At 70.0% G+C, this 18,424-nt stretch carries 19 protein-coding genes; 13 read left to right on the top strand and 6 right to left on the bottom strand.

Translation table 11 applies throughout. The features are described from left to right. Positions 1 to 83: 83 nt before the first annotated feature. The gene (locus QF035_RS04725; protein WP_307518351.1) at positions 84 to 905 is read right to left on the bottom strand and encodes an enoyl-CoA hydratase/isomerase family protein; all 822 of its coding nucleotides are present in this window, start codon (positions 903 to 905) and stop codon (positions 84 to 86) included. Between the two features lie 109 nt (positions 906 to 1,014). Here QF035_RS04725 and QF035_RS04720 point away from each other — a divergent pair, with 109 nt between their 5' ends. Genes QF035_RS04720 through QF035_RS04705 form a run of 4 tightly spaced genes read left to right on the top strand, consistent with a single transcriptional unit; the run spans position 1,015 to position 4,695 of the window. Further along, positions 1,015 to 2,133 (top strand): acyl-CoA dehydrogenase family protein, encoded by a 1,119-nt coding sequence (locus QF035_RS04720; RefSeq protein WP_307518349.1) that lies wholly within the window; start codon positions 1,015 to 1,017, stop codon positions 2,131 to 2,133. A 20-nt stretch (positions 2,134 to 2,153) separates the two neighbouring features. After that, entirely contained in the window at positions 2,154 to 3,383 is a 1,230-nt protein-coding gene (locus QF035_RS04715) for an acyl-CoA dehydrogenase family protein (protein ID WP_307518347.1), read from the top strand. Continuing rightward, entirely contained in the window at positions 3,380 to 3,931 is a 552-nt protein-coding gene (locus tag QF035_RS04710) for a nuclear transport factor 2 family protein (protein ID WP_307518345.1), read from the top strand. The genes QF035_RS04715 and QF035_RS04710 overlap by 4 nt, the downstream gene beginning before the upstream one ends. Further along, positions 3,931 to 4,695: an SDR family NAD(P)-dependent oxidoreductase gene (locus tag QF035_RS04705; RefSeq protein ID WP_307518343.1), complete on the top strand. Its 765-nt coding sequence runs from the start codon at positions 3,931 to 3,933 to the stop codon at positions 4,693 to 4,695. The genes QF035_RS04710 and QF035_RS04705 overlap by 1 nt, the downstream gene beginning before the upstream one ends. 440 nt (positions 4,696 to 5,135) lie before the next feature. On the opposite strand, the gene QF035_RS04695 is transcribed toward QF035_RS04705, so the two are convergent. After that, positions 5,136 to 6,080, bottom strand: a complete 945-nt coding sequence (locus QF035_RS04695) for an alpha/beta fold hydrolase (RefSeq protein WP_307518342.1) — start codon at positions 6,078 to 6,080, stop codon at positions 5,136 to 5,138. A gap of 57 nt (positions 6,081 to 6,137) precedes the next feature. Here QF035_RS04695 and QF035_RS04690 point away from each other — a divergent pair, with 57 nt between their 5' ends. After that, positions 6,138 to 6,746, top strand: a complete 609-nt coding sequence (locus QF035_RS04690; RefSeq protein ID WP_307518340.1) for a TetR/AcrR family transcriptional regulator — start codon at positions 6,138 to 6,140, stop codon at positions 6,744 to 6,746. 279 nt (positions 6,747 to 7,025) lie between these two features. Here QF035_RS04690 and QF035_RS04685 read toward each other — a convergent pair whose 3' ends face one another. Next, entirely contained in the window at positions 7,026 to 8,237 is a 1,212-nt protein-coding gene (locus QF035_RS04685; RefSeq protein WP_307518338.1) for a CaiB/BaiF CoA transferase family protein, read from the bottom strand. Positions 8,238 to 8,413: 176 nt separating this feature from the next. On the opposite strand from QF035_RS04685, the gene QF035_RS04680 reads away from it, so the two are divergent. The 6 genes from QF035_RS04680 (at position 8,414) to QF035_RS04655 (ending at position 13,330) form a co-directional block, all read left to right on the top strand. Further along, the gene (locus QF035_RS04680; RefSeq protein ID WP_307518336.1) at positions 8,414 to 8,908 is read left to right on the top strand and encodes a PaaI family thioesterase; all 495 of its coding nucleotides are present in this window, start codon (positions 8,414 to 8,416) and stop codon (positions 8,906 to 8,908) included. A 4-nt stretch (positions 8,909 to 8,912) separates the two neighbouring features. Continuing rightward, positions 8,913 to 9,776 carry an enoyl-CoA hydratase-related protein gene (locus tag QF035_RS04675; protein ID WP_307518334.1) on the top strand — a complete coding sequence of 288 codons (864 nt, stop codon included), beginning with the start codon at positions 8,913 to 8,915 and terminating at the stop codon, positions 9,774 to 9,776. Positions 9,777 to 9,854: 78 nt separating this feature from the next. Beyond that, the gene (locus tag QF035_RS04670; protein WP_307518333.1) at positions 9,855 to 10,307 is read left to right on the top strand and encodes an FAS1-like dehydratase domain-containing protein; all 453 of its coding nucleotides are present in this window, start codon (positions 9,855 to 9,857) and stop codon (positions 10,305 to 10,307) included. After that, entirely contained in the window at positions 10,304 to 10,726 is a 423-nt protein-coding gene (locus QF035_RS04665) for a MaoC/PaaZ C-terminal domain-containing protein (RefSeq protein ID WP_307518331.1), read from the top strand. The genes QF035_RS04670 and QF035_RS04665 overlap by 4 nt, the downstream gene beginning before the upstream one ends. A gap of 4 nt (positions 10,727 to 10,730) precedes the next feature. Then, entirely contained in the window at positions 10,731 to 12,206 is a 1,476-nt protein-coding gene (locus QF035_RS04660) for a class I adenylate-forming enzyme family protein (RefSeq protein ID WP_307518329.1), read from the top strand. Next, positions 12,203 to 13,330, top strand: coding sequence for a serine hydrolase domain-containing protein (locus QF035_RS04655; protein ID WP_307518327.1), 1,128 nt, complete (start codon positions 12,203 to 12,205; stop codon positions 13,328 to 13,330). The genes QF035_RS04660 and QF035_RS04655 overlap by 4 nt, the downstream gene beginning before the upstream one ends. Before the next feature lie 109 nt (positions 13,331 to 13,439). Here the strand turns inward: QF035_RS04655 and QF035_RS04650 are convergent, their stop codons facing one another. Then, a complete protein-coding gene (locus QF035_RS04650; protein ID WP_307518325.1) occupies positions 13,440 to 14,648 on the bottom strand; it encodes an amidohydrolase family protein in 1,209 nt (402 codons plus the stop codon). 73 nt (positions 14,649 to 14,721) lie between these two features. Continuing rightward, positions 14,722 to 15,522 (bottom strand): FadR/GntR family transcriptional regulator, encoded by an 801-nt coding sequence (locus QF035_RS04645; RefSeq protein ID WP_307518323.1) that lies wholly within the window; start codon positions 15,520 to 15,522, stop codon positions 14,722 to 14,724. Between the two features lie 168 nt (positions 15,523 to 15,690). Here QF035_RS04645 and QF035_RS04640 point away from each other — a divergent pair, with 168 nt between their 5' ends. Then, the gene (locus QF035_RS04640) at positions 15,691 to 16,536 is read left to right on the top strand and encodes an enoyl-CoA hydratase-related protein (protein ID WP_307518321.1); all 846 of its coding nucleotides are present in this window, start codon (positions 15,691 to 15,693) and stop codon (positions 16,534 to 16,536) included. Beyond that, positions 16,533 to 17,102 (top strand): DUF2889 domain-containing protein, encoded by a 570-nt coding sequence (locus tag QF035_RS04635; RefSeq protein WP_307518319.1) that lies wholly within the window; start codon positions 16,533 to 16,535, stop codon positions 17,100 to 17,102. Before QF035_RS04640 ends, QF035_RS04635 begins: the two co-directional genes overlap by 4 nt. Before the next feature lie 91 nt (positions 17,103 to 17,193). On the opposite strand, the gene QF035_RS04630 is transcribed toward QF035_RS04635, so the two are convergent. Then, complete coding sequence (locus QF035_RS04630) at positions 17,194 to 18,411, bottom strand: acyl-CoA dehydrogenase family protein (RefSeq protein WP_307518317.1); 1,218 nt, start codon at positions 18,409 to 18,411, stop codon at positions 17,194 to 17,196. Between the last annotated feature and the right edge of the window lie 13 nt (positions 18,412 to 18,424).

Below are 18,424 nucleotides of genomic sequence, written 5' to 3'. Positions count from 1 at the left end.
CATTCGTGGCGTTCGCAGGCGTCTGCGGGCGTCCGTTGGTGTCAGCGGCTGTCTCTGGGCGTCGGTCGGTGGACGCCCGTAGGTCAGAGGTCGATCGGGTGCTTGTCCGCCACGCCCTCGAAGTCCGGGGCGCGCTTCTCGCGATGGGCGGCCAGTCCTTCGACGACCTCGTGTCCGCCGAACCCGAAGAACTCGAGCCCCAGCGAGGCCTCGAAGATCGGCTGAGCGGTGCGGTACCAGTGGTTGAGGGACCGCTTGGTCCAGCTGATGGCGCTGGCGGGCCCGGCGGCCAGGGCGGTCGCCACCCGCAGACCCTCCGCGTGCACGTCCTCGTCGTCCACGCACTTCGACACCAGGCCGATGCGCTCGGCCTCCTCGCCGGTGAGCGTCTCGCAGGTCAGCAGGTAGTACTTGGCCTTGGCCATACCGCACAGCAGCGGCCAGCAGATGGCGGCGTGATCACCGGCAGCGACCCCGAGTCGCGTGTGCCCGTCGACGATCTTCGCCCTGCGCCCGGCGATGGAGATGTCCGCCAGCATGCCGACGACCAGCCCGGCTCCGACGGCCGGGCCGTGAATCGCGGAGACCACCGGTTTGGAACAGTTGATCACTCCGTACACCATGTCCCGTGCCTCGCGCATGACCCGGGCCCGCACCGCGTAGTCCCCGGTCATGGCCTCGATGGAGTCGAAGGTCCCGCCGGCCGAGAACGCCTTGCCCGCTCCCTGGACCAGCACCGCACGCGTCTGCTCGTCACGGTCCACGACAGCCCAGACATCGGCGAGCTCACCGTGCATCCGAGGATCCACGGCGTTGAGGTTCGGGGCGTCGAGCACGATACGGAGCACGCCGGACGCGGGCCGCTCGAACGTCAGGCTCGTGAACTGGTCGTAGAGATCGGTCACGTCGCGCTCCTGGTGTATTCAGTGCGGATACTATAATTATCTAACTGTATCGAGGGGTGGGCTAGCAAGCGGTCGTCAACCGCTTCGCACCGAGGACGGGAAGCGCGGCATGGATCTCACCTTCAGCGAGGAACAGGACGAACTGCGCAAGGTTGTACGGTCGTTCCTCACCAAGCACGCCACGGAGGCCGACGTGCGCCGCCTGGCCGCGGACCCGACCGGGTACGACCCGGTCGTCTGGCGGCGGATGGCCACGGAGATCGGCCTGCAGGGACTCGCCGTGCCGGAGAAGTACGGCGGCTCGGGCTTCGGCTACGTCGACCTCGGCGTCGTCTTCGAGGAGACGGGCCGCGCGCTGCTGTGCGCGCCGTACTTCGCCACCGTCGCCCTGGCCGCCGAGACACTGCTGCGCTGCGACGACGAGAGGGCCCGCGGCGACCTTCTCCCGGGCATGGCGTCCGGCGAGACCGTCGCCACGCTCGCGCTCACCGAGGAGAACGGCCGGTGGGACGAGGCGGGCATCCGGCTCACCGCCCATGACAAGGCGGGCGGCTGGCGGCTGACCGGCGTGAAGACGTACGTCCTCGACGGGCACCTCGCCGACCTGCTCCTGGTCGCCGCCCGCACCCCCTCCGGCATCAGCCTCTTCGCCGTCGAGGCCGAAGCACCGGGTCTCGCCCGCACGCCCCTCCCGACGCTCGACCAGACACGTAAGCAGGCACGGGTGGAGTTCACGAACACTCCCGCCCGCCTGCTGGGCCCCGAGGGCGCGGCCTGGCCGGCCCTCGAACGCACCCTCGCCACAGCCTCCGTACTGCTCGCCGCCGAACAGGTCGGGGGAGCGGCCGCCGCGCTGGACGCCGCCGTGGAGTACGCCAGGATCCGCGAGCAGTACGGACGGCCCATCGGCTCGTTCCAGGGGATCAAGCACAAGTGCGCCGACATGCTCGTGGAGATCGAGTCCGCCCGCTCGGCCGCGTACGGCGGACTGTGGGCGCTGGACGCGGGCGACGAGACGGAGACCGCGATCTCGGCGGCCCTTGCCCAGGCGTTCTGCTCGGAGGCCTTCACGAAGGTGGCCGGCGACAACATCCAGGTCCACGGCGGCATCGGCTTCACCTGGGAGCACCTCGCGCACCTGTACCTCAAGCGGGCCAAGAGCTCCGAGGTGCTGCTCGGCACACCGTCGTACCACCGGGAGCTGCTCGCCGCCCGGCTCGGCATCTGATCACCGGCAAAGGAGCTGGCATGGAGCTGGACTTCGGGCCCGCGGTACGCGACTTCCGCGACGAGCTGCGGGACTGGCTGGCCGAACACCTCATGGGGGAGTTCGCCGAGCACCGGGGCGTGGGTGGTCCCACCGACGGGGCGGCCTGGGAGGTCCGCCTCGCCTGGGACCGCGAGCTGGCGGCCGGGAACTGGCTGGGGGTCGGCTGGCCGCGGGAGTACGGCGGACGGGGGCTCGGGCTCCTCGAGGAGATCGTCTTCGAGTACGAGTACGCCCGCGCGAACGCCCCCTACCGGGCCACCGGCAACGCCCTCGACCTCCTCGGGCCGATGCTCCTCGCGATGGGCAGCGAGGCGCAGAAGAAGCGCTTCCTGCCGCCGATCCTCTCCGTCGAGGAACTCTGGGGCCAGGGCTTCAGCGAGCCGGGCGCCGGCTCCGATCTGGCCTCCGTGCGCACGCGGGCCGAGCGCGACGACGGGGGCACCTCCTTCGAGGGCACCTCCCGCCCGATCGGCGTCGAGAGCGGGGGCGAGTGGGTGGTCAACGGGCAGAAGGTGTGGACCTCCTTCGGCATCCACGCCGACTGGCTCTACGTCCTCACGCGCACCGACCCCGACTCCCGGCGGCACAAGGGGCTGACGATGCTGCTCGTCCCGGCCGACCAGCCGGGCGTGGAGATCCGGTCCATCCGCAATCTCGCGGGCCAGGACGAGTTCGCCGAGGTCTTCCTCTCCGACGCACGCACCGACGCCGACATGGTCGTGGGCGAGGTCGGCCAGGGCTGGCGCACGGCGATGGCCACCCTCGGCATCGAACGCGGCACCACCCTGCTGCCCCAGCAGCTCGCCTTCGAGCGGGAGGCCGAGGCCCTGATCGGCCTGGCCCGCGAGCGCGGCGCGCTCGACGATCCGATGCTGCGCCGCCGGATCGTGGACGCCTGGATCTCCGTACGCATCATGCGCACCACCAACCTGCGGACCATCGCCGAACTGACCGCGGGCCGCGCGCCGGGACCGCAGGCCACCACGGCCAAGCTGTACGCCTCGACCCGGCACCAGCAACTCGGCCATCTGGCCATGGAGTTGGCCGGACCCGCCGGGCAGATCGTCGACGAGGACTACGCCCTGGACACCCGGCAGCGCTCCTTCCTCCTGTCACTCGCGGAGACGATCTACGGCGGGTCGAGCGAGATCCAGCGGAACATCATCGGGGAACAGGTCCTCGGCCTGCCGAAGGAGCCCCGGCCATGAGCGACGCAGTGGGTCGGCAGTTGTCGCATGCCACGGGACGGTCCTTGGAGGACCGCATCGACCGCATCGAGTCCCATCTCGCCATCCAGCAACTGCCCGTCCGCTACGCGCTCGCCGTGGATGCCCGCGACCTCGACGCCTGGGCCGGCTGCTTCCGGCCGGACGTGGAGATGGGCCGGCACGGCCGGGGCCGGGAAGCGCTGCGGGCGTACATCGAGCCCCTCGTCCGGGGCTTCCGCCGGTCGGTGCACCAGATCTGCGGACACCGCGTCGAGTTCACCGACCGCGACACGGCGACCGGTGCCGTCTACTGCCGTGCCGAGCACGAGGTGGGGGACCGGTGGATCGTGATGGCGATCTGCTACCGGGACGACTACGCGCGCGTGGACGGCGAGTGGTACTTCTCCCGCCGCCGCGAGCAGCACTGGTACGCGGCCGACGTGACCGAGCGCCCTCAGGCCGTGGGCTTCAACGGCTGGGAGGGGTCCGGAGAACCGGCGCTGCCGGACGCCTTTCCCTCATGGGCGCCCTTCTGGAAGGACATGTGATGCAGCGAGGCACACGGCTGGCCGGGAAGACGGCTCTCGTCACCGGTGGAGGACAGGGGGTCGGCCGCGGCATCGCGCTCGCGCTGGCCGCCGAGGGGGCGGCCGTGGTGATCACCGGCCGTACCGAGAGCAAGCTCAAGGACACCGCCGGGGAGATCGCCGAGCGCGGTGGGAGCGCGTACATCAGCGTCGGGGACGTGGGCGACCGTGCCGACGTCGACCGCATGGTGGCCGAGACCGTGCGGGAGTTCGGCGGGCTCGACGTGCTCGTCAACAACGCCCAGTCCTCGGTCCAGCGACGGCTGGAGAAGACGTCGTACGAGGATGTCGAACTCACCTATCGCAGCGGGCCGTTGGCCGTGTTCCATGCGATGCAGGCGGCCCTGCCCCACCTCAGGGACAGCCGCGGGAGCGTCGTGAATCTCGGCTCCTCGGCAGCTGTGCAGGGCGAGGTTACCTTCGCGGCTTACGCGATGGCCAAGGAGGCGATCCGCGGGCTGACCCGGGTTGCCGCGAGGGAGTGGGGTGCGTACGGGATCCGCGTGAACGTCGTCTGCCCCGCCGCGCTCAGTCCGGCGGCGGAGGAGTACCTGGCCGCGCACCCGCAGAAGGCGGCAGAGCTCGCCCACGAGATTCCGTTGGGCCGGCTCGGGGCCCCGGAGGCGGACATCGGCCGAGCGGTGGCCGCGCTGGTCAGCGACGACATGGCGTATCTGACGGGGGCGACGCTGATGCTGGAGGGGGGCCGGACGCTGATCGGGTGACCTGGTGTCCGCGGTTGGTCGGTGTGGATGCCGGGCAACGCCGTCGAGCGGCCCCGGACCGCCCAGGGACGGCCCGAAAGCTGGGACTTACTCGTCACTACCGGCCACCTGGACCGCTACGTGCCGGGGGCCCGGGAACAAGAGCGTTGTCAGTGGCGGCTGTTGGCTTCCATGGCAGCGATGAGCCGGTTCGCTGTTCTCACCGAAGAACACGGCGGATAAGAGCTCGTAAGAGGATCATGGGTGGGCCTTCTTGAGGCGTCGCCGGCAGATGAGGCTGCCTGCCGGGGGACGAAGGCGTCGTGGAGTTCGAGGCGGCGTTCCCATCGGGTGGCGAGGCGTTTGAACTGGTGGAGGAGGGCGAAGGCCCGCTCGACGACGTAGCGGAGTTTGTGAAGCTCCGCCTGTCGTTCGCGAAGTTCAGCTGTGTGGCGTGCCTGCTACCGGTTGGCCACGAGGAAGTCCTCCAGGACCTCGACGAACCGCGCCGGCTGCTCCTCGGCCGGGTAATGGCCGCAGTCGTCGAGGACGACCCCCGTGACGTCGTCGGCCGCCAGCCGCATCGTCTGGGCGGTATTCGCGCCGCTCCACAGCGCGCCGCCGAGGGCGAGCACCGGCAGCGTCAGCCGGGTCTTCTTGCGCTGCTCGTTCTGCGCGATCGTCTCGTCCAGCGCCCGGTAGTACGCGAAGCTCGCCCGCAGCGCGCGAGGATCCGCGGTGATCGCGTCGACGTAGACGTCGACGGCGTACGCGGGGATCGCGTCCGGGGTGGCTGCCTTCTTGGCGAACTGGTAGCCGAAGAAGAGCCGCTCCCGCCCCCGGACCAGCTCCTCGTTGAGGTCGGTGAGCCGGTTGAAGCCGAACTGCCAGAGCTTCAGATTGACCGCGGCCGGGCCGAAGAACGGCGGGGACGGCGTGAGACCGGGGATCACTGCTTCGAGGATGGCGAGCCGGCCCACCCGCTCGGGGTGATCGGCGGCGAGGGCATATCCGGTCCACGTACCGATGTCGTGGCCGACCACGTCGAACCGGTCGTGCCCGAGCGCGGCCATCAACGCGACCAGATCGGCGGACAGCGTGCCGGCGTCGTACCCGTCGTCGGGCTTGTCCGAGAGCCCGGCCCCGCGCGAGTCGACGGCGACGACGGTGTGCCGGCGGGCGAGCGCGGGCATCACCTCCCGCCAGGCGTACCAGGTCTGGGGCCACCCGCCGATCAGCAGCAGCGCCGGGCCGTCCCCACCGGTGACCACGTGCAGCCGCAGCGCGTTCGCCTCCACGAGCCGGCTGGTGAAGACGTCGGTGAACCCGTCGGGCAGCCGCAGCGAACTCAAGCCTGTCGTGCCGTCGGCCGTACTCATCATGGAACGATCAGTGCAACTTGTCATACCGACGACCATACGCATCTTGAAACGATCGGTGCAAGATGTGTAGGCTGACGAACCATGGCGGGCCGCAAGCAATTCGACGTGGACGAGGCGCTACGACGCGCGATGTACGTCTTCTGGCGCTGGGGCTATTCGGAGGCCTCGATCGACCGCCTGACCGAGAGCACGGGCCTGGGCCGGAGCTCGCTCTACGGCACCTTCGGCGACAAGAGCACCCTCTTCCGGAAAAGCCTCCAACGGTACGCGCAGACCTACCACCCGCTGTACGACCAGGCACTGTCCGGCCCCCACCCGAGCCCGAGCGCCGTTGTGGCCGCCTACCTGCAGGTCACCCTGAACCGCATCGCCGACCCGACGGTCCCGGATGGCTGCCTGCTCACGGTGTCGGCAACGCAGCTCCCGGCCCTCGACGCGGAGGGCCGGGCGATGGTCCGCGCCATGATCGACGGTTTGCGGGCGATGCTGGAGCGGGCGTTGCTGGCGGCGGGGGCCGATGATCAGGAGGCGGCAGAGCTGGCGTTGTGCACGCTGGCAACGAACAAATCTCTGGCAGTGCTGAGCCGCGCCGGTTTCTCGGGCGAAGACCTGGCAACCGTCGCGGCAGCCGCCGCCAAGAATGCCAAGGCTCCGCCGAACCGGCCGGCCGAACCGTCGGGGCCGCGATAGGCGGGAACGACTCCGTCGCCAATGGATCTGCAGAGACCAATCCGAACAGGGCCCTGACGGGTCTCGGCGGTCAGCCACGGCGAGGGGTGTGCCGCGTGCACGGCCGGTTCGCCGGGCCCGCGCACCCATACGGAGCGCAGACCTCTCGTGCTGAGCACATGTCCGTCCACCGACAGGTGGCCGTCGACGCGTCCTGGCCGACACCCGACCACGGTCCAGCCCAGCGCGAGCTCACCGTCTTTCAACCGGAACAAAGGCCCCGCCGAATGCTCCGCCGCCTCACACGACCCCCCGCGCCCGCAACCCCGCCAACTGACCCTCCGTCACCCCCGCCAGCCGGCCCAGGACTTCGGCGGTGTGCTCGCCGAGGCCGGGCGGCGGGGCGTAGTCCTCGACGGGGGTCGCCGTGAAGCGGATCGGGTTGGCGAGGAGCGGGAGGCGCCCGGACACGGGGTCCTCGACGTCAACCAGCATCCCCCGATGCTTGATCTGGGGGTCGGCGAAAACCTCGGGCATCTCGTTGAACGGCCCGGCAGGGACGTCGTGTTCGTCCAGAACAACGAGCCACTCGTCCCGCGTGCGGGTCAGCATGATCTCTTCGAGCACAGGCAGGATCTCCGAACGATGGGCGATCCGCGCGGAGGTGGTACCGAACCGCGGATCCTGAAGGAGGTCGCTGCGCCCGGCCGCAGCACAGAACGCGGCGAACTGCTTGTCGTTGCCCGCGACGAGGAACACCGGCTTGTCCTTGCACAGGAAGGCCTGTGAAGGGACCCCGCCGTAGCCACCGTTGCCGCGCCGCTGCGGAACCTCCCCGGACACGAGGTAGTTCATCGCGAAGTGCGACAGTGAGGCGAGCCCGCAGTCCAGCAGGGAGAGGTCGATGAACTGGCCCTCGCCGGTGGCGTCCCGGTGTCGCAGCGCCGCCAGGACGGCCGTGGAGGCGTACAGCCCGGTGAGGATGTCGACCATGCTGACCCCGACCTTCATCGGCTCGTCGGGGTGTCCGGAGACGCTCATCATCCCGGACATGGCCTGGAAGATGCCGTCGTAGCCCGGGCGGGCTGCGTACGGTCCGGTCTGGCCGAAGCCGGTGACCGACAGGTACACCAGGCGCGGGTTGAGCTCGCGCAGGCTCTCGTGGTCGAGGCCGTACTTCGCCAGTGTCCCCGCGCGGAAGTTCTCGACGAGGACGTCCGAGCGGGCGGCGAGGGCGCGGATCAGCGCCTGGCCCTCGTCGGTGGCGTGGTTGACGGTGACCGACTGCTTGTTGCGGTTGCAGGAGAGGTAGAAGGCGGCCGTGTCCCTGCGGTCGCCCTCGGGGCCGGCCGCGAAGGGTGGCCCGTACGTCCGTGAGTCGTCGCCCGTCCCGGGGCGCTCGACCTTGATCACCTCCGCGCCGAGGTCGGCCAGCATCTGGGTGGCCAGCGGGGCCGCGAGGATGCGGGAAAGGTCGAGGACGCGTACTCCGGCCAGGGCGGTCGACGGCATCGAGGGGCCTCCCTCTGGGGGAGTACTCCGTGCCGGAGCACCCCGTGACGAGCGAGCTAATGAGTTATATAAATAATACATCTGGAGCTCGGGTTCGTCCCGTACGATTGCTTCAACTATTCTATTCATGTAACTATATCGATCGGCCGGGCAGGCCGAGACCGGAGGGCGTGCGGATGACCGTCGCGGCGAGGACCCTCACCGACCAGGAGCAGCGCCAACGCCGTGCGTGGTTCCGGGCCCGCTGGGAACGTGGGGTCGCGTTCAACCGCAACTGCCGTATGCGCATGCTCCGTTGGGACCCCGACGGCGTCGAGGTGGCACTTCCGTACGCCGAGGCGCTCTCCGCCCACGAAGGCGTCTTCCACGGCGGAGTGATCTCGGCGCTCATCGACACGGCGGGCGCCGGAGCCGTGATCGCCGGGCACGACTTCCAGAAGGGGAGCCGGCTCAGCACCGTGTCGATGTCGGTCCAGTACCTCGCGCCCGCCCGGGGCCGGGAGGCCGTCGCCTTCGCGCGGTGCGTCAGACGGGGCCGCCGACTGCACTTCGCCGATGTCGACGTGCGGATGCCCGACGGACGCATCTGCGCCCGGGGCCAGGTGGTGGTGACCATCTCGGGGGAGCGGCCGGGCGTCGGTGACCCCATCGAACCGTTGACCGAGGAGTGACGTGATGTCCGAGGAGCCCACCCAGGACCGGGACCAGGACCAGGATCTGGTGCTCTACGAGGTCGACGAGGACGGCGTCGCCACCGTCACCCTCAACCGGCCCGAGCGTAAGAACGCGTGGAGCATCCCCATGGAGCGCCGCTTCTTCGCGCTCCTCGACGAAGCCGCCGAGGACCCCGCCGTCCGCGTCGTGGTCATCACGGGCGCGGGCCGGGCGTTCTGCCCCGGCATGGACGTCCAGAGGCTGGAACAGAACGCACAGCCGGGCCAGTCCCTCAACCTCCAGGCCCGCGTCCCCATGTACAGCAGGCGGAACATGCCGAAGCCCCTGATCGCCGCCGTCAACGGCGCCTGCGCGGGCATCGGCCTGGTCCAGGCACTCATCTGCGACATCCGCTTCGCCGCCCGCGGAGCGCGCTTCACGACCGCCTTCACCCGCCGCGGCCTGGCCGGCGAGTACAACATGTCGTACGTGCTGCCACGCGTCGTAGGCCTGGAGAACGCGCTCGACCTGCTGCTGTCCGGCCGGGTCTTCGACGCTGACGAGGCGAAGGAACTCGGCCTCGTCAGCCGCGTCGTGGAGCCGGAGGACCTGCTCGATGCCGCCCGCTCCTACGCCCGCGACATCGCCCGCAACTGCTCCCCGCGCGCCATGGCCGTCGTACGCCACCAGGTGTACGGCGACCTCGACCGCGACTTCACCGGGGCGCTCGCCCGCTCCTACTCCGCCATGGAGTTCTTCGCGGGCTCGCCGGACTTCCGCGAGGGCGTCGCCAGTTTCGTGGAGAAGCGGGAGCCGAAGTTCGAGGGACTGCCTCCCGACTTCGACCCGGACGAGGCCACCCGCGACGCCTTCCTGCCGTACTGACCCGCCGTACTGACCCGCCACGCGGCGCGTCGTACTAACCGCCGTACTGACCGCCGTACCGACCGAGGAGACTGGACGATGACAGGGCAGCCGTTCCCCGTCGAGGCCGGGCACATCATGATGTTCGCCCGGGCCATCGGCGACGAGACCCCGGCTCACCAGGGTGAGACCGCACTCGCGCCGCCCACCTTCATGATGGCGAGCGCTCAGTACGACCCCGACCATCGCCTGCGGCCCAGGCAGGGCGAGGAGTGGTTCGGGTCGGGGAGCGGTCCCGGGGTGATGCCCGAAGGCGGCGGCGGGCTGCACGCCGAGCAGCACTTCGAGTACCACCGCCCGGTGCGCGCGGGGGAGACCCTGTACGCGACCACCGTTCCCGGACGCAGCTGGGAGAAGCAGGGCCGCACCGGCCGCCTGCTGTTCAGCGAGCGCGTCACCGAGTACCGGGACGCCGCCGGCGAACCCGTCGTGAGCGCCCGGACCGTGGCCGTGGTGCCCGAGGGCCCGGCAACCCCGAAGGACGCACGATGAGCCTGAGCGCGGACGGCATCAAGGTCGGTGAGACCCGGGAGAGCGTGCTGGTCGAGGACCTGAAGCGCACCCGGATCGTGCAGTACGCGGGCGCGTCGGGCGACTACAACCCGCTGCACACCGACGAGAGGTTCGCCACCGAAGTCGCGGGATATCCCGGCGTGTTCGCCCATGGAATGCTCACGATGGGCATGACCGGCCGGGTCCTCACCGACTGGGTGGGCACCGAGGCACTGCTGACCTTCGGCGTGCGCTTCAAGGCCCAGGTCTGGCCCGGGGACACCCTGACGGCCACGGCGACCGTCGAGTCCCTTGAGGACACACCGGCCGGACCGGTCGCCCACTTCTCCGTGCGCACCGTCAACCAGAACGGCGCCGAAGTGGTCACCGGCATCGCGGCGGCCCGGCTGGAGCCCTGAACCGATGGGCGGCGCGCCGAAGGCCGTAGCGGCACCCACCTGGACCGCGATGGTGAGCCGTGCCTACGACCACGCGCGTCCCGCCGTCCGGTTCCGCGACCTGAGCTGGACAGGACGCGAACTCCTCGACCGGGCGGGCGGCGCGGCCGACCTGCTGGACACGCTCGGCCTCGCCCCCGGCGAGCCGGTACCCGCGCTGATCGCCACCTCCGCCGACGCTCTCGCGCTGGTCGTCGGCGGCGCGGGATCGGGCCATCCGCTCGCCCCGCTCGGCGTGCGTGCGACCCCGTACGAGATCGCGGCGGTGGTCAAGGCCTCGGGTTCCCAACTCCTTCTCGCCCAGCCGGAGTTCGCCGAACTCGGTGAGCATGTCGCCCGACTGGTCGGCTGCCCGGCCGTGGTCGTCCCCGAACTGCGCCCGAGCGGACGGGCGTTGACTGCCGAGCCCGACGCTCTCGCCGCAGTCCTGCACACCTCCGGGACGACCGGCATCCCCAAGCCCGTCCCCATGACTCAGCGGCGGCTGGCAGCCCGCGCGCATGTCAACGGCCGGCTCTGCGCGCTCGACCCGGACAGCTTCTACGGAGGCAGCGCGCCCTTCCACCACATCGCGGGCCTCGGCAACATCGCCGTCGCCCTCGCCGCCGGCGCGCTGATCACCGGTCTGCCGCGCTTCACCGTCGAGGGCTGGGCCCTGCTGCGGGAACTCGGCACCACCCACACCAGCATGGTCCCCGCGATGCTGGAAACGCTGCTGGCGGCCGGTCAGGCCCGCCACGAAGGGCTGCGCGTCCTCCAGTACGGCGGCGCGCCCATCCGCCCCGGCACACTGCGGCGCACGTACGAGGCGATGCCCGGCGTCCGGATGCTCAACATGTTCGGGCAGACCGAGGGTTCGCCCATCAGCGTGCTCACCCCCGAGGACCATCGCGAGGCGGTCGCCGGACACACCGCACTGCTGCGGTCCGTCGGACGGGCTGCCCCCGGCGTCGAACTGCGGGTCCGCGACGCCGGGCCGGACGGGGTCGGCGAGATCCACGCCCGCGCCGACCATCTCTTCCGCGTGGACGCCGAGGGCTGGCTGCACAGCGGCGACCTCGGCCGGGTGTCGGAGGACGGCTATCTCTACCTGTCCGGCCGACGCACCGACATGATCATCCGAGGTGGCGAGAACGTCCACCCGCTGGAGGTGGAGACGGTTCTGGCCGCGCACCCCGGCATCGCGGACGTGGCGGTCGCCGGCGCGCCGGACGACCGGCTCGGCCAGACCGTCGTCGCCTTCGTCGTACCCGTCGACTCGGGCGACCCACCGGAACCGGCGGCGCTCAGGGCGTTCGCCCGCGACCGCCTCTCCGGGTTCAAGGTGCCCGTCCGCTGGTGGTTCGTGGACGAGCTGCCGCGCAACGCCAACGGCAAGGTCGTACGCCGCGACCTGCGGGAAGCGCCGGAGAACACCGGGGAACAAGGGAGACTCGTATGACACTTGACCACTCCGTCGTCGCCCCGGAGACCGTCGGCGTCGACCCGCGTCGGCTCGACGTACTGCTGCGCAGGATCCGGCTGGAGGTCGACCACGGACCGCTGCCGTCCGCGCAGGTCGCCGTCGCCCGCGGCGGCCGGCTGGTGGCCTTCGAGACCTGGGGCGACGCCCGTCCGGACACCCGGTACATCCTGCAGTCCGTCGGACGGTCGATCGTCGGGGGCGCCGTGTGGAAGCTGGTCGGCGACGGGCTGCTGGACGTGGGCGAGCAAGTCGCCGCGATCATCCCGGAGTTCGCGCCCAACGGGAAGGAGGAGGTGACGGTAGAGCAGGTCCTCACGCACACTGCCGGCTTCCCCTTCGCACCGCTCGGGTACCCGAAGACTCTCGACCGCGAGCAGCGGCTCGCCGCGTTCGGCCGCTGGCGGCTCGACTACCCGCCGGGCAGCCGCTTCCAGTTCCACCTCACCTCGGCGGCCTGGCTGATCGCCGAGATCGTCGAGCGGCGTACGGGCCTGACCTTCGCCGACTACCTGCACGAACGGATCGCCCGCCCGCTGGGCCTGTCCTCGATCGAACTCGGCGTCCCCGTGGAGCGACAGCCCGGCACCGTCGCCCCGATGATCGCCACCGACCGTACGGACGACGACCAGGACCCCGACCCGTGGGGACCCTGGTACCTGTCCGACCCGCGCGTGCTGGCGGCCGGGGAGCCGAGTCACGCACTGGTCGCCACCGCCGCCGATGTCGCCCTGTACTTCCAGGCGCTGGAACACTCGGGCCTGTGGAAGCCGGAAGCGGTGGCGGAGGGCACCCGGATCCGCCTCACCGAGCACCCGCACGGTGAACAGATCTACGGGGGCGGCAGTGGGCGGCGTACGAGCATGGGGTTGTTCGTCACCGTGGCCGGTCCGGACGCGGGCAGCCAACTGCCGTCCACGGGCTCACCGTTGCTCTTCGGCAGCGCCGGAGCGGCGTACCAACTGGGCTTCATGGACCCGGAGTCCGGCCTGTCCTTCGCCTGTCTGAGCAACGGTTACCCGCTCGCGGGCTACGACCACTCGCGGCGCGGCGCGGCCCTGCTCACCAACCTGGCGAACCTCGCGGCCGATCTCGCCGACTGAGCCGTGGCCGAAGCGCCGAGTCGCAAGCGCCGATTCGCACGTGCCATGACCTGCTGACTGAGCCCGGTACCGAAGTCGGTACCGGGCTCACTCGCGGAGACTGCCCTGCTCAACGGCTGATCAGCTGCTGCGCGTTGTTGTACATGATGTCGTCCTGGACCGACTCGTCGAGCTCCGCGAGGAGCTTGCGGTAGTCGGCCGGGTTGGCGATGCCCTCGGCGTGCGGGAAGTCCGAGCCCATCACGATGGACTCGTGATAGCCGAGACGCTTCACCAGGCTCGGGATGTCGTCCTCCGGGTAGGGCACCACCCGGATGTGCTTGCGGAATACCTGGCTGGGGCGCTCGTCCAACTGGCCGCCGATCCAGGGGCCGTTGCGGCCCATGCCGCGGCTCTTGTCCATGTGACGGACGAAGTGCGGCACCCACTCGGCGCCGAACTCGGACACCAGGACGTTGATGTCGGGGAAACGCCCGAAGAGGTTGTCGAAGATCAGCGCAGACAGCGTCTCCTCGATCGGACGCTGGCCGTAGGTGTTCATCCACTGCCACGCGGACATCCGGAAGTGGATCGGGCTCGCGTCGTGGCCCCAGGCCGGGGCGACGTTCGAGTTGTAGTAGAACTCGCTGATGTGGTAACAGACGCTGGCCTTGGCCTCGTTGACCAGTTTCCAGAACGGGTCGAAGTACGGGTCTCCGGGCGAGCGGCCGTACTGCGGGCCGGTCGGCAGCATGATGAACCGGGCGCCCTGCTCCAGCACGAACTCCAGCTCCTTCACCGCACTGTCCAGGTCGCGCAGGGACAGCAGGGCGGGGGAGTAGATGCGGTCGTTGTGGTTGAAGCCCCACACCTCGTTCATATAGCGGTTGAACGAGTGGTAGTTGGCGTAGAGCGGCTCGACGCCCTGTACGTACTCCTCGGCGACCAGAGCCCAGCCGCCCGGGTAGATGATCGTCTGGTCCAGGCCCTGCTCGTCCATGACGCGCAGCCGGGCCTCGCGGTTCTGGTACGCCTCGTGCATCGGCTCGAACTGGTACGTCTCGTCGGGGTTGCCCGAGGCCATCGCCTTGAGCATCTCCTTGAGCGAGCCGGGCCGGTAGACCTGCCCGAACTCGGGCTCCAGACAGACCACGATCCGGTCCCCGGCGAGGATGACCTCACGGCCGTCCGGCAACGTCACCGGCGCCACTGCCTGGCCGAGGAACTCCTTCGGGAGGTAGCGCGTGAAGGAGTCCCGTTCCTCGTACATGTGCTGGTCGCAGTCGAAGATCCGCTTGCGCTGTTCGGCCATGGCCGTCGCCTCCACCCTGAAAGCCATTAAGTACGCCTCCTATAATTATCTAACTATTTGGAGAGCGCAAGGGAGGATGAGGAGGCGGTTGTTCGGACGGTCAGTCGATGAGCTCCAGAACCGTCTTCGGGCCCAGTGCGTTGACGACGTCGTCGGCGCTGGAGATGTGGCGCTGCCACAGCTTCTCGGCCTCGTCCGCCTTGCCGGACTCGATCAGGCCGACCAGCCGGACGTGTGCCCGGTGGCCCTTGAGGGCCTGCGCCTTCTGGGTCTCCGCGTCGGTGGCGGCCGCGGTGTACGAGGCGTTGGCCCGGTCGATGATGTTGCGCAGCATGCCGCAGAGGAGGATCAGGGTCTGGTTGCCGGTGAGCTCGACCAGGAGGGCGTGGAAAGCGTCCTGTGCGTCCACCAGGGCCAGCGGGCTGTCCAGTACGGCCTTCTCGGCCGCCACCGCGTCGCGCAGCCGCTTGATGTCGTCCGCCGTGTGCTTGGTGGCGACCTGGCGCGCGCACGGCGGCTCGATGAGGGCAGCCGCCCGGTAGACGTCTCCGAGGGTGGCGCCGCGGTACTCCAGGATCAGGCCGGCGAAGCGGGCCGCGACGTCCGAGTCGGGCGCGCTCACCCGGGCGCCGCCGTGTGCTCCACGGCGGACCGTGATCAGGGACTCCGACTCCAGGACGCGGAACGCCTCGCGCAGGGTCGGCCGTGAGATGCCGAACTGCTCCATCAGTCCCGACTCCGGCGGAAGCGCGTCGTCGGGCTTCAGCTCGCCCCGTACGATCTGGCGGCGCAGGTGTCCTGCGACCAGTTCGGCCGTCTTCGGTACGCGCACCTGGCGTCCGACGGGGCCGCGGGAGGGAGCGGGCACGATCGGCGTTTCTGCGCGGGCTGCCTCAGCCACGGTGGGCTCCTCATATAGCAAAATGAATCGTCTTAGTGCATCGAGGGTACCAGGTCAAGGGTCGGGTGATCTTGTCCGTGCGGGACTTGGTCTGGCGTCCGGACCGGCGTTGGGTATATAGATGATTCATCTAGCTATAAATCAAACGGGCCCGTGGGAGTGACCTCGATGACCGAGAACCCGACCCCGGTGATCCTCACCGAGCTGACCGACGACGGGGTCATGCTCCTCACCCTGAACCGGCCCGAACGGCACAACGCCTGGACGCTGGAGATGGAGCTGCTCTACAACGAGCTGTTCGACCGCGCCGAGGCCGATCCGGCGGTTCGGGCCGTCGTGCTGACCGGGGCGGGACGCAGCTTCTGCCCGGGCATGGACATGAGCGTGCTGGACGGGGCGTCCTCCGGCGCGAGCCCGTGGCCGACCGACCGTCTGCCTCCGCGCACCCGGCCCATGTCCTTCCCGAAACCCCTCGTGGCGGCCGTCAACGGCGCCTGCGCCGGCATCGGGTTCAACCAGGCGTTGATGTGTGACGTGCGGTTCGCCGTACCGGACGCCAAGTTCGCCGCCGCCTTCAGTGCGCGCGGCCTGGTGGCGGAGGACGGCGTGTCGTGGATCCTGCCCCGGCTCGTCGGATACGGGAACGCGAGCGATCTGCTGTTGTCCTCACGCCGGATCACCGGTACGGAGGCCCTGGCGATGGGCCTGGTCAACCGCCTCGTCGAGCCGGCGGAACTGCTCCCGACAGCGATCGCGTACGCCACCCGGCTGGCCTCCTCGGCCAGCCCGTACGCGATGTCCCTCATCAAGCGGCAACTCGCCGACGACCAGTCGAGGAGCTTCACCGAGAGCCGCGACAGCGCGGCCGCGCTGCTCGCCACGGCGAAGCGGGCCCCGGACTACCGCGAGGGCGTACGCAGCTTCATCGAGCGCCGACAGCCGGAATTCGCGGCGCTCGGGGCACCACCGGCATCGGAGACGGCTTCGGTGCTCCGGGGGGAGCCCTCGTCATGACGCGAGCCGAACTGCCCCTGCACCGCCGCACGATCACCGTGACCGCCTACGAGGAGGACGGTGACGAGATCTCGGTCGAGGCGGTGCTGAGCGACGAGCGGCCCCGGGCGGAGCTGCCGGCGCACGTCGTCCACCGGATGGTGCTCGAAGTGCGGATCCGTCTCGCGGACATGGTCGTGGTGCACGCCAGCGCGGCTATGCAGACCTTCCCGCACACCGAGTGCCCGCTGATCACCCCGGTCTTCGACGGGCTTGTCGGGCTCGGCGTCGCCGCCGGATACAACCGGGCGATCCAGGAGCGGTTCCGAGGCGTGTCCGGCTGCTCGCACCTCTACGAGCTGGCCCGTGCCCTCGGCCCCGCCGTCGTTCAGGCGGCCATTTCGGCCAACGCGCGCCGCCGTGACGCCGGTGAGCCGTCCCACGACCCGCGCTCGACGGCGGGCGTGCTGAACAGCTGCCACATCTGGGCGCCGGACGGTGTGGGTCTGCGCAAACTCGACGCGGGCTGGCGGCCTGGGCAGGGGCCGCGTCCGGTTCCGGGGGTGGAGGCGTTCGGAGGGGCGTAGCCGACGTGTGTTTTCGCCCCCGCCGCCCCTACCCTCCCCCACTCTCGAGCGAAGCCGAGAGTGGGGGAGGGTAGGGGCGGCGGGGGCGAGATCAAGCCCTCGGCTCGCGTGGGAGCCCCAGTGCCTTCTCCGCGAGGATGTTCCGCTGCACCTGGGACGTCCCGGCGTAGATCGTGCCGGAGAGGGCGATCAGGTAGGTCGTCGACCAGGACGCAGACGAGTTCGCGGCGCCGGGATCGTCGGTGCGGTAGGTGCGCAGGGGTGGCCGCCCGACGGGAACCTGGCCGTGCAGGCCCATGATGTCCATCGCCAGGTCGGTGACCTTGGTGTGGTACTCGCTCCAGTACAGCTTGGCGATCGACGTCTCGGGGCCGGGCTCGGCGCCCTTGAGCCAGCCGGTGAGTATCCGGTAGCCGAGAAAGCGCATGATCTCGACCTTGGACCAGCACCAGGCGATCCGCTGCCGGATCACCGGATCCTGGTCCTTGCCGTACAGGCGGGCCAGCTCGACGAGGCGCTCGACCTCCGCCCGGAAGAGGATCGGATTGGTCGCCGCCTCCTCCCCGCGCTCCACGCCCAGCAGGCTCTGCGCCACCGTCCAGCCGTTGTCGACACCACCCACGACGAGGTCGGCCCGGGTGCGGGCGCCGTTGAAGAAGACCTCGTTGAAGTGGAGCTGCCCGCTCATCATGCGGAACGGCCGGACCTCGACACCGGGTTGGTCGAGGGGCACGAGGAGGAAGGAGATGCCGCGGTGCTTGGAGGCGTCGGGGTCGGTGCGGGCCAGGACGAAGATCCAGTCGCTGTGGTGGGCGCCGGAGGTCCACACCTTCTGCCCGTCGATCACCCACTCCCCACCGTCACGTACCGCGCGCGTCCTGAGAGAGGCGAGGTCCGAGCCCGCGTCCGGTTCCGAGTACCCCTGGCACCAGGTGTCCTCGCCGCTGAGGATGCGCGGCAGGAAGTGACTCTTCTGCTCCTCCGTACCCCAGCGCAGCAGCGTGTTCGCCAGCATCTTCACGCCGAACGTGTCCTGCGGCAGACCGAACGGCACGCCCGCCAGGGCCAGTTCCTCCATCAGGACGACCTGGTGGAGCTTGGACAGGCCGCGGCCGCCGAACTCCTCGGGCCAGGTGAGCGAGAGAAAGCCGCGCTCGGCGAGCCGCCGGCGCCAGTCGCGGGCGAAGGTCCATGCGGCCTCCTCGTCCAGGGCTCCGATGCCCTTCCAGCCGGCGGGCAGGGCGTCGGCGAGGAACGCTTTGACCTCGGTGCGGAACGCCTCGGTCTCCGGGGGATAGGTGATGTCCACCTGCAGTGCCTCC

The organism is Streptomyces umbrinus, assembly GCF_030817415.1.
GTDB classification, from domain to species: Bacteria; Actinomycetota; Actinomycetes; order Streptomycetales; family Streptomycetaceae; genus Streptomyces; species Streptomyces umbrinus_A.
This window is presented reverse-complemented; position numbering and strand designations above follow the sequence as displayed.

Coding starts and splice junctions, on each gene's coding strand:
- QF035_RS04720 (WP_307518349.1), top strand. CDS start 1,015: ATGGATCTCACCTTCAGCGAGGAACAGGACGAACTGCGCAAGGTTGTA.
- QF035_RS04715 (WP_307518347.1), top strand. CDS start 2,154: ATGGAGCTGGACTTCGGGCCCGCGGTACGCGACTTCCGCGACGAGCTG.
- QF035_RS04710 (WP_307518345.1), top strand. CDS start 3,380: ATGAGCGACGCAGTGGGTCGGCAGTTGTCGCATGCCACGGGACGGTCC.
- QF035_RS04705 (WP_307518343.1), top strand. CDS start 3,931: ATGCAGCGAGGCACACGGCTGGCCGGGAAGACGGCTCTCGTCACCGGT.
- QF035_RS04695 (WP_307518342.1), bottom strand. CDS start 6,080: ATGACAAGTTGCACTGATCGTTCCATGATGAGTACGGCCGACGGCACG.
- QF035_RS04690 (WP_307518340.1), top strand. CDS start 6,138: ATGGCGGGCCGCAAGCAATTCGACGTGGACGAGGCGCTACGACGCGCG.
- QF035_RS04685 (WP_307518338.1), bottom strand. CDS start 8,237: ATGCCGTCGACCGCCCTGGCCGGAGTACGCGTCCTCGACCTTTCCCGC.
- QF035_RS04680 (WP_307518336.1), top strand. CDS start 8,414: ATGACCGTCGCGGCGAGGACCCTCACCGACCAGGAGCAGCGCCAACGC.
- QF035_RS04675 (WP_307518334.1), top strand. CDS start 8,913: ATGTCCGAGGAGCCCACCCAGGACCGGGACCAGGACCAGGATCTGGTG.
- QF035_RS04670 (WP_307518333.1), top strand. CDS start 9,855: ATGACAGGGCAGCCGTTCCCCGTCGAGGCCGGGCACATCATGATGTTC.
- QF035_RS04665 (WP_307518331.1), top strand. CDS start 10,304: ATGAGCCTGAGCGCGGACGGCATCAAGGTCGGTGAGACCCGGGAGAGC.
- QF035_RS04660 (WP_307518329.1), top strand. CDS start 10,731: ATGGGCGGCGCGCCGAAGGCCGTAGCGGCACCCACCTGGACCGCGATG.
- QF035_RS04655 (WP_307518327.1), top strand. CDS start 12,203: ATGACACTTGACCACTCCGTCGTCGCCCCGGAGACCGTCGGCGTCGAC.
- QF035_RS04650 (WP_307518325.1), bottom strand. CDS start 14,648: ATGGCTTTCAGGGTGGAGGCGACGGCCATGGCCGAACAGCGCAAGCGG.
- QF035_RS04640 (WP_307518321.1), top strand. CDS start 15,691: ATGACCGAGAACCCGACCCCGGTGATCCTCACCGAGCTGACCGACGAC.
- QF035_RS04635 (WP_307518319.1), top strand. CDS start 16,533: ATGACGCGAGCCGAACTGCCCCTGCACCGCCGCACGATCACCGTGACC.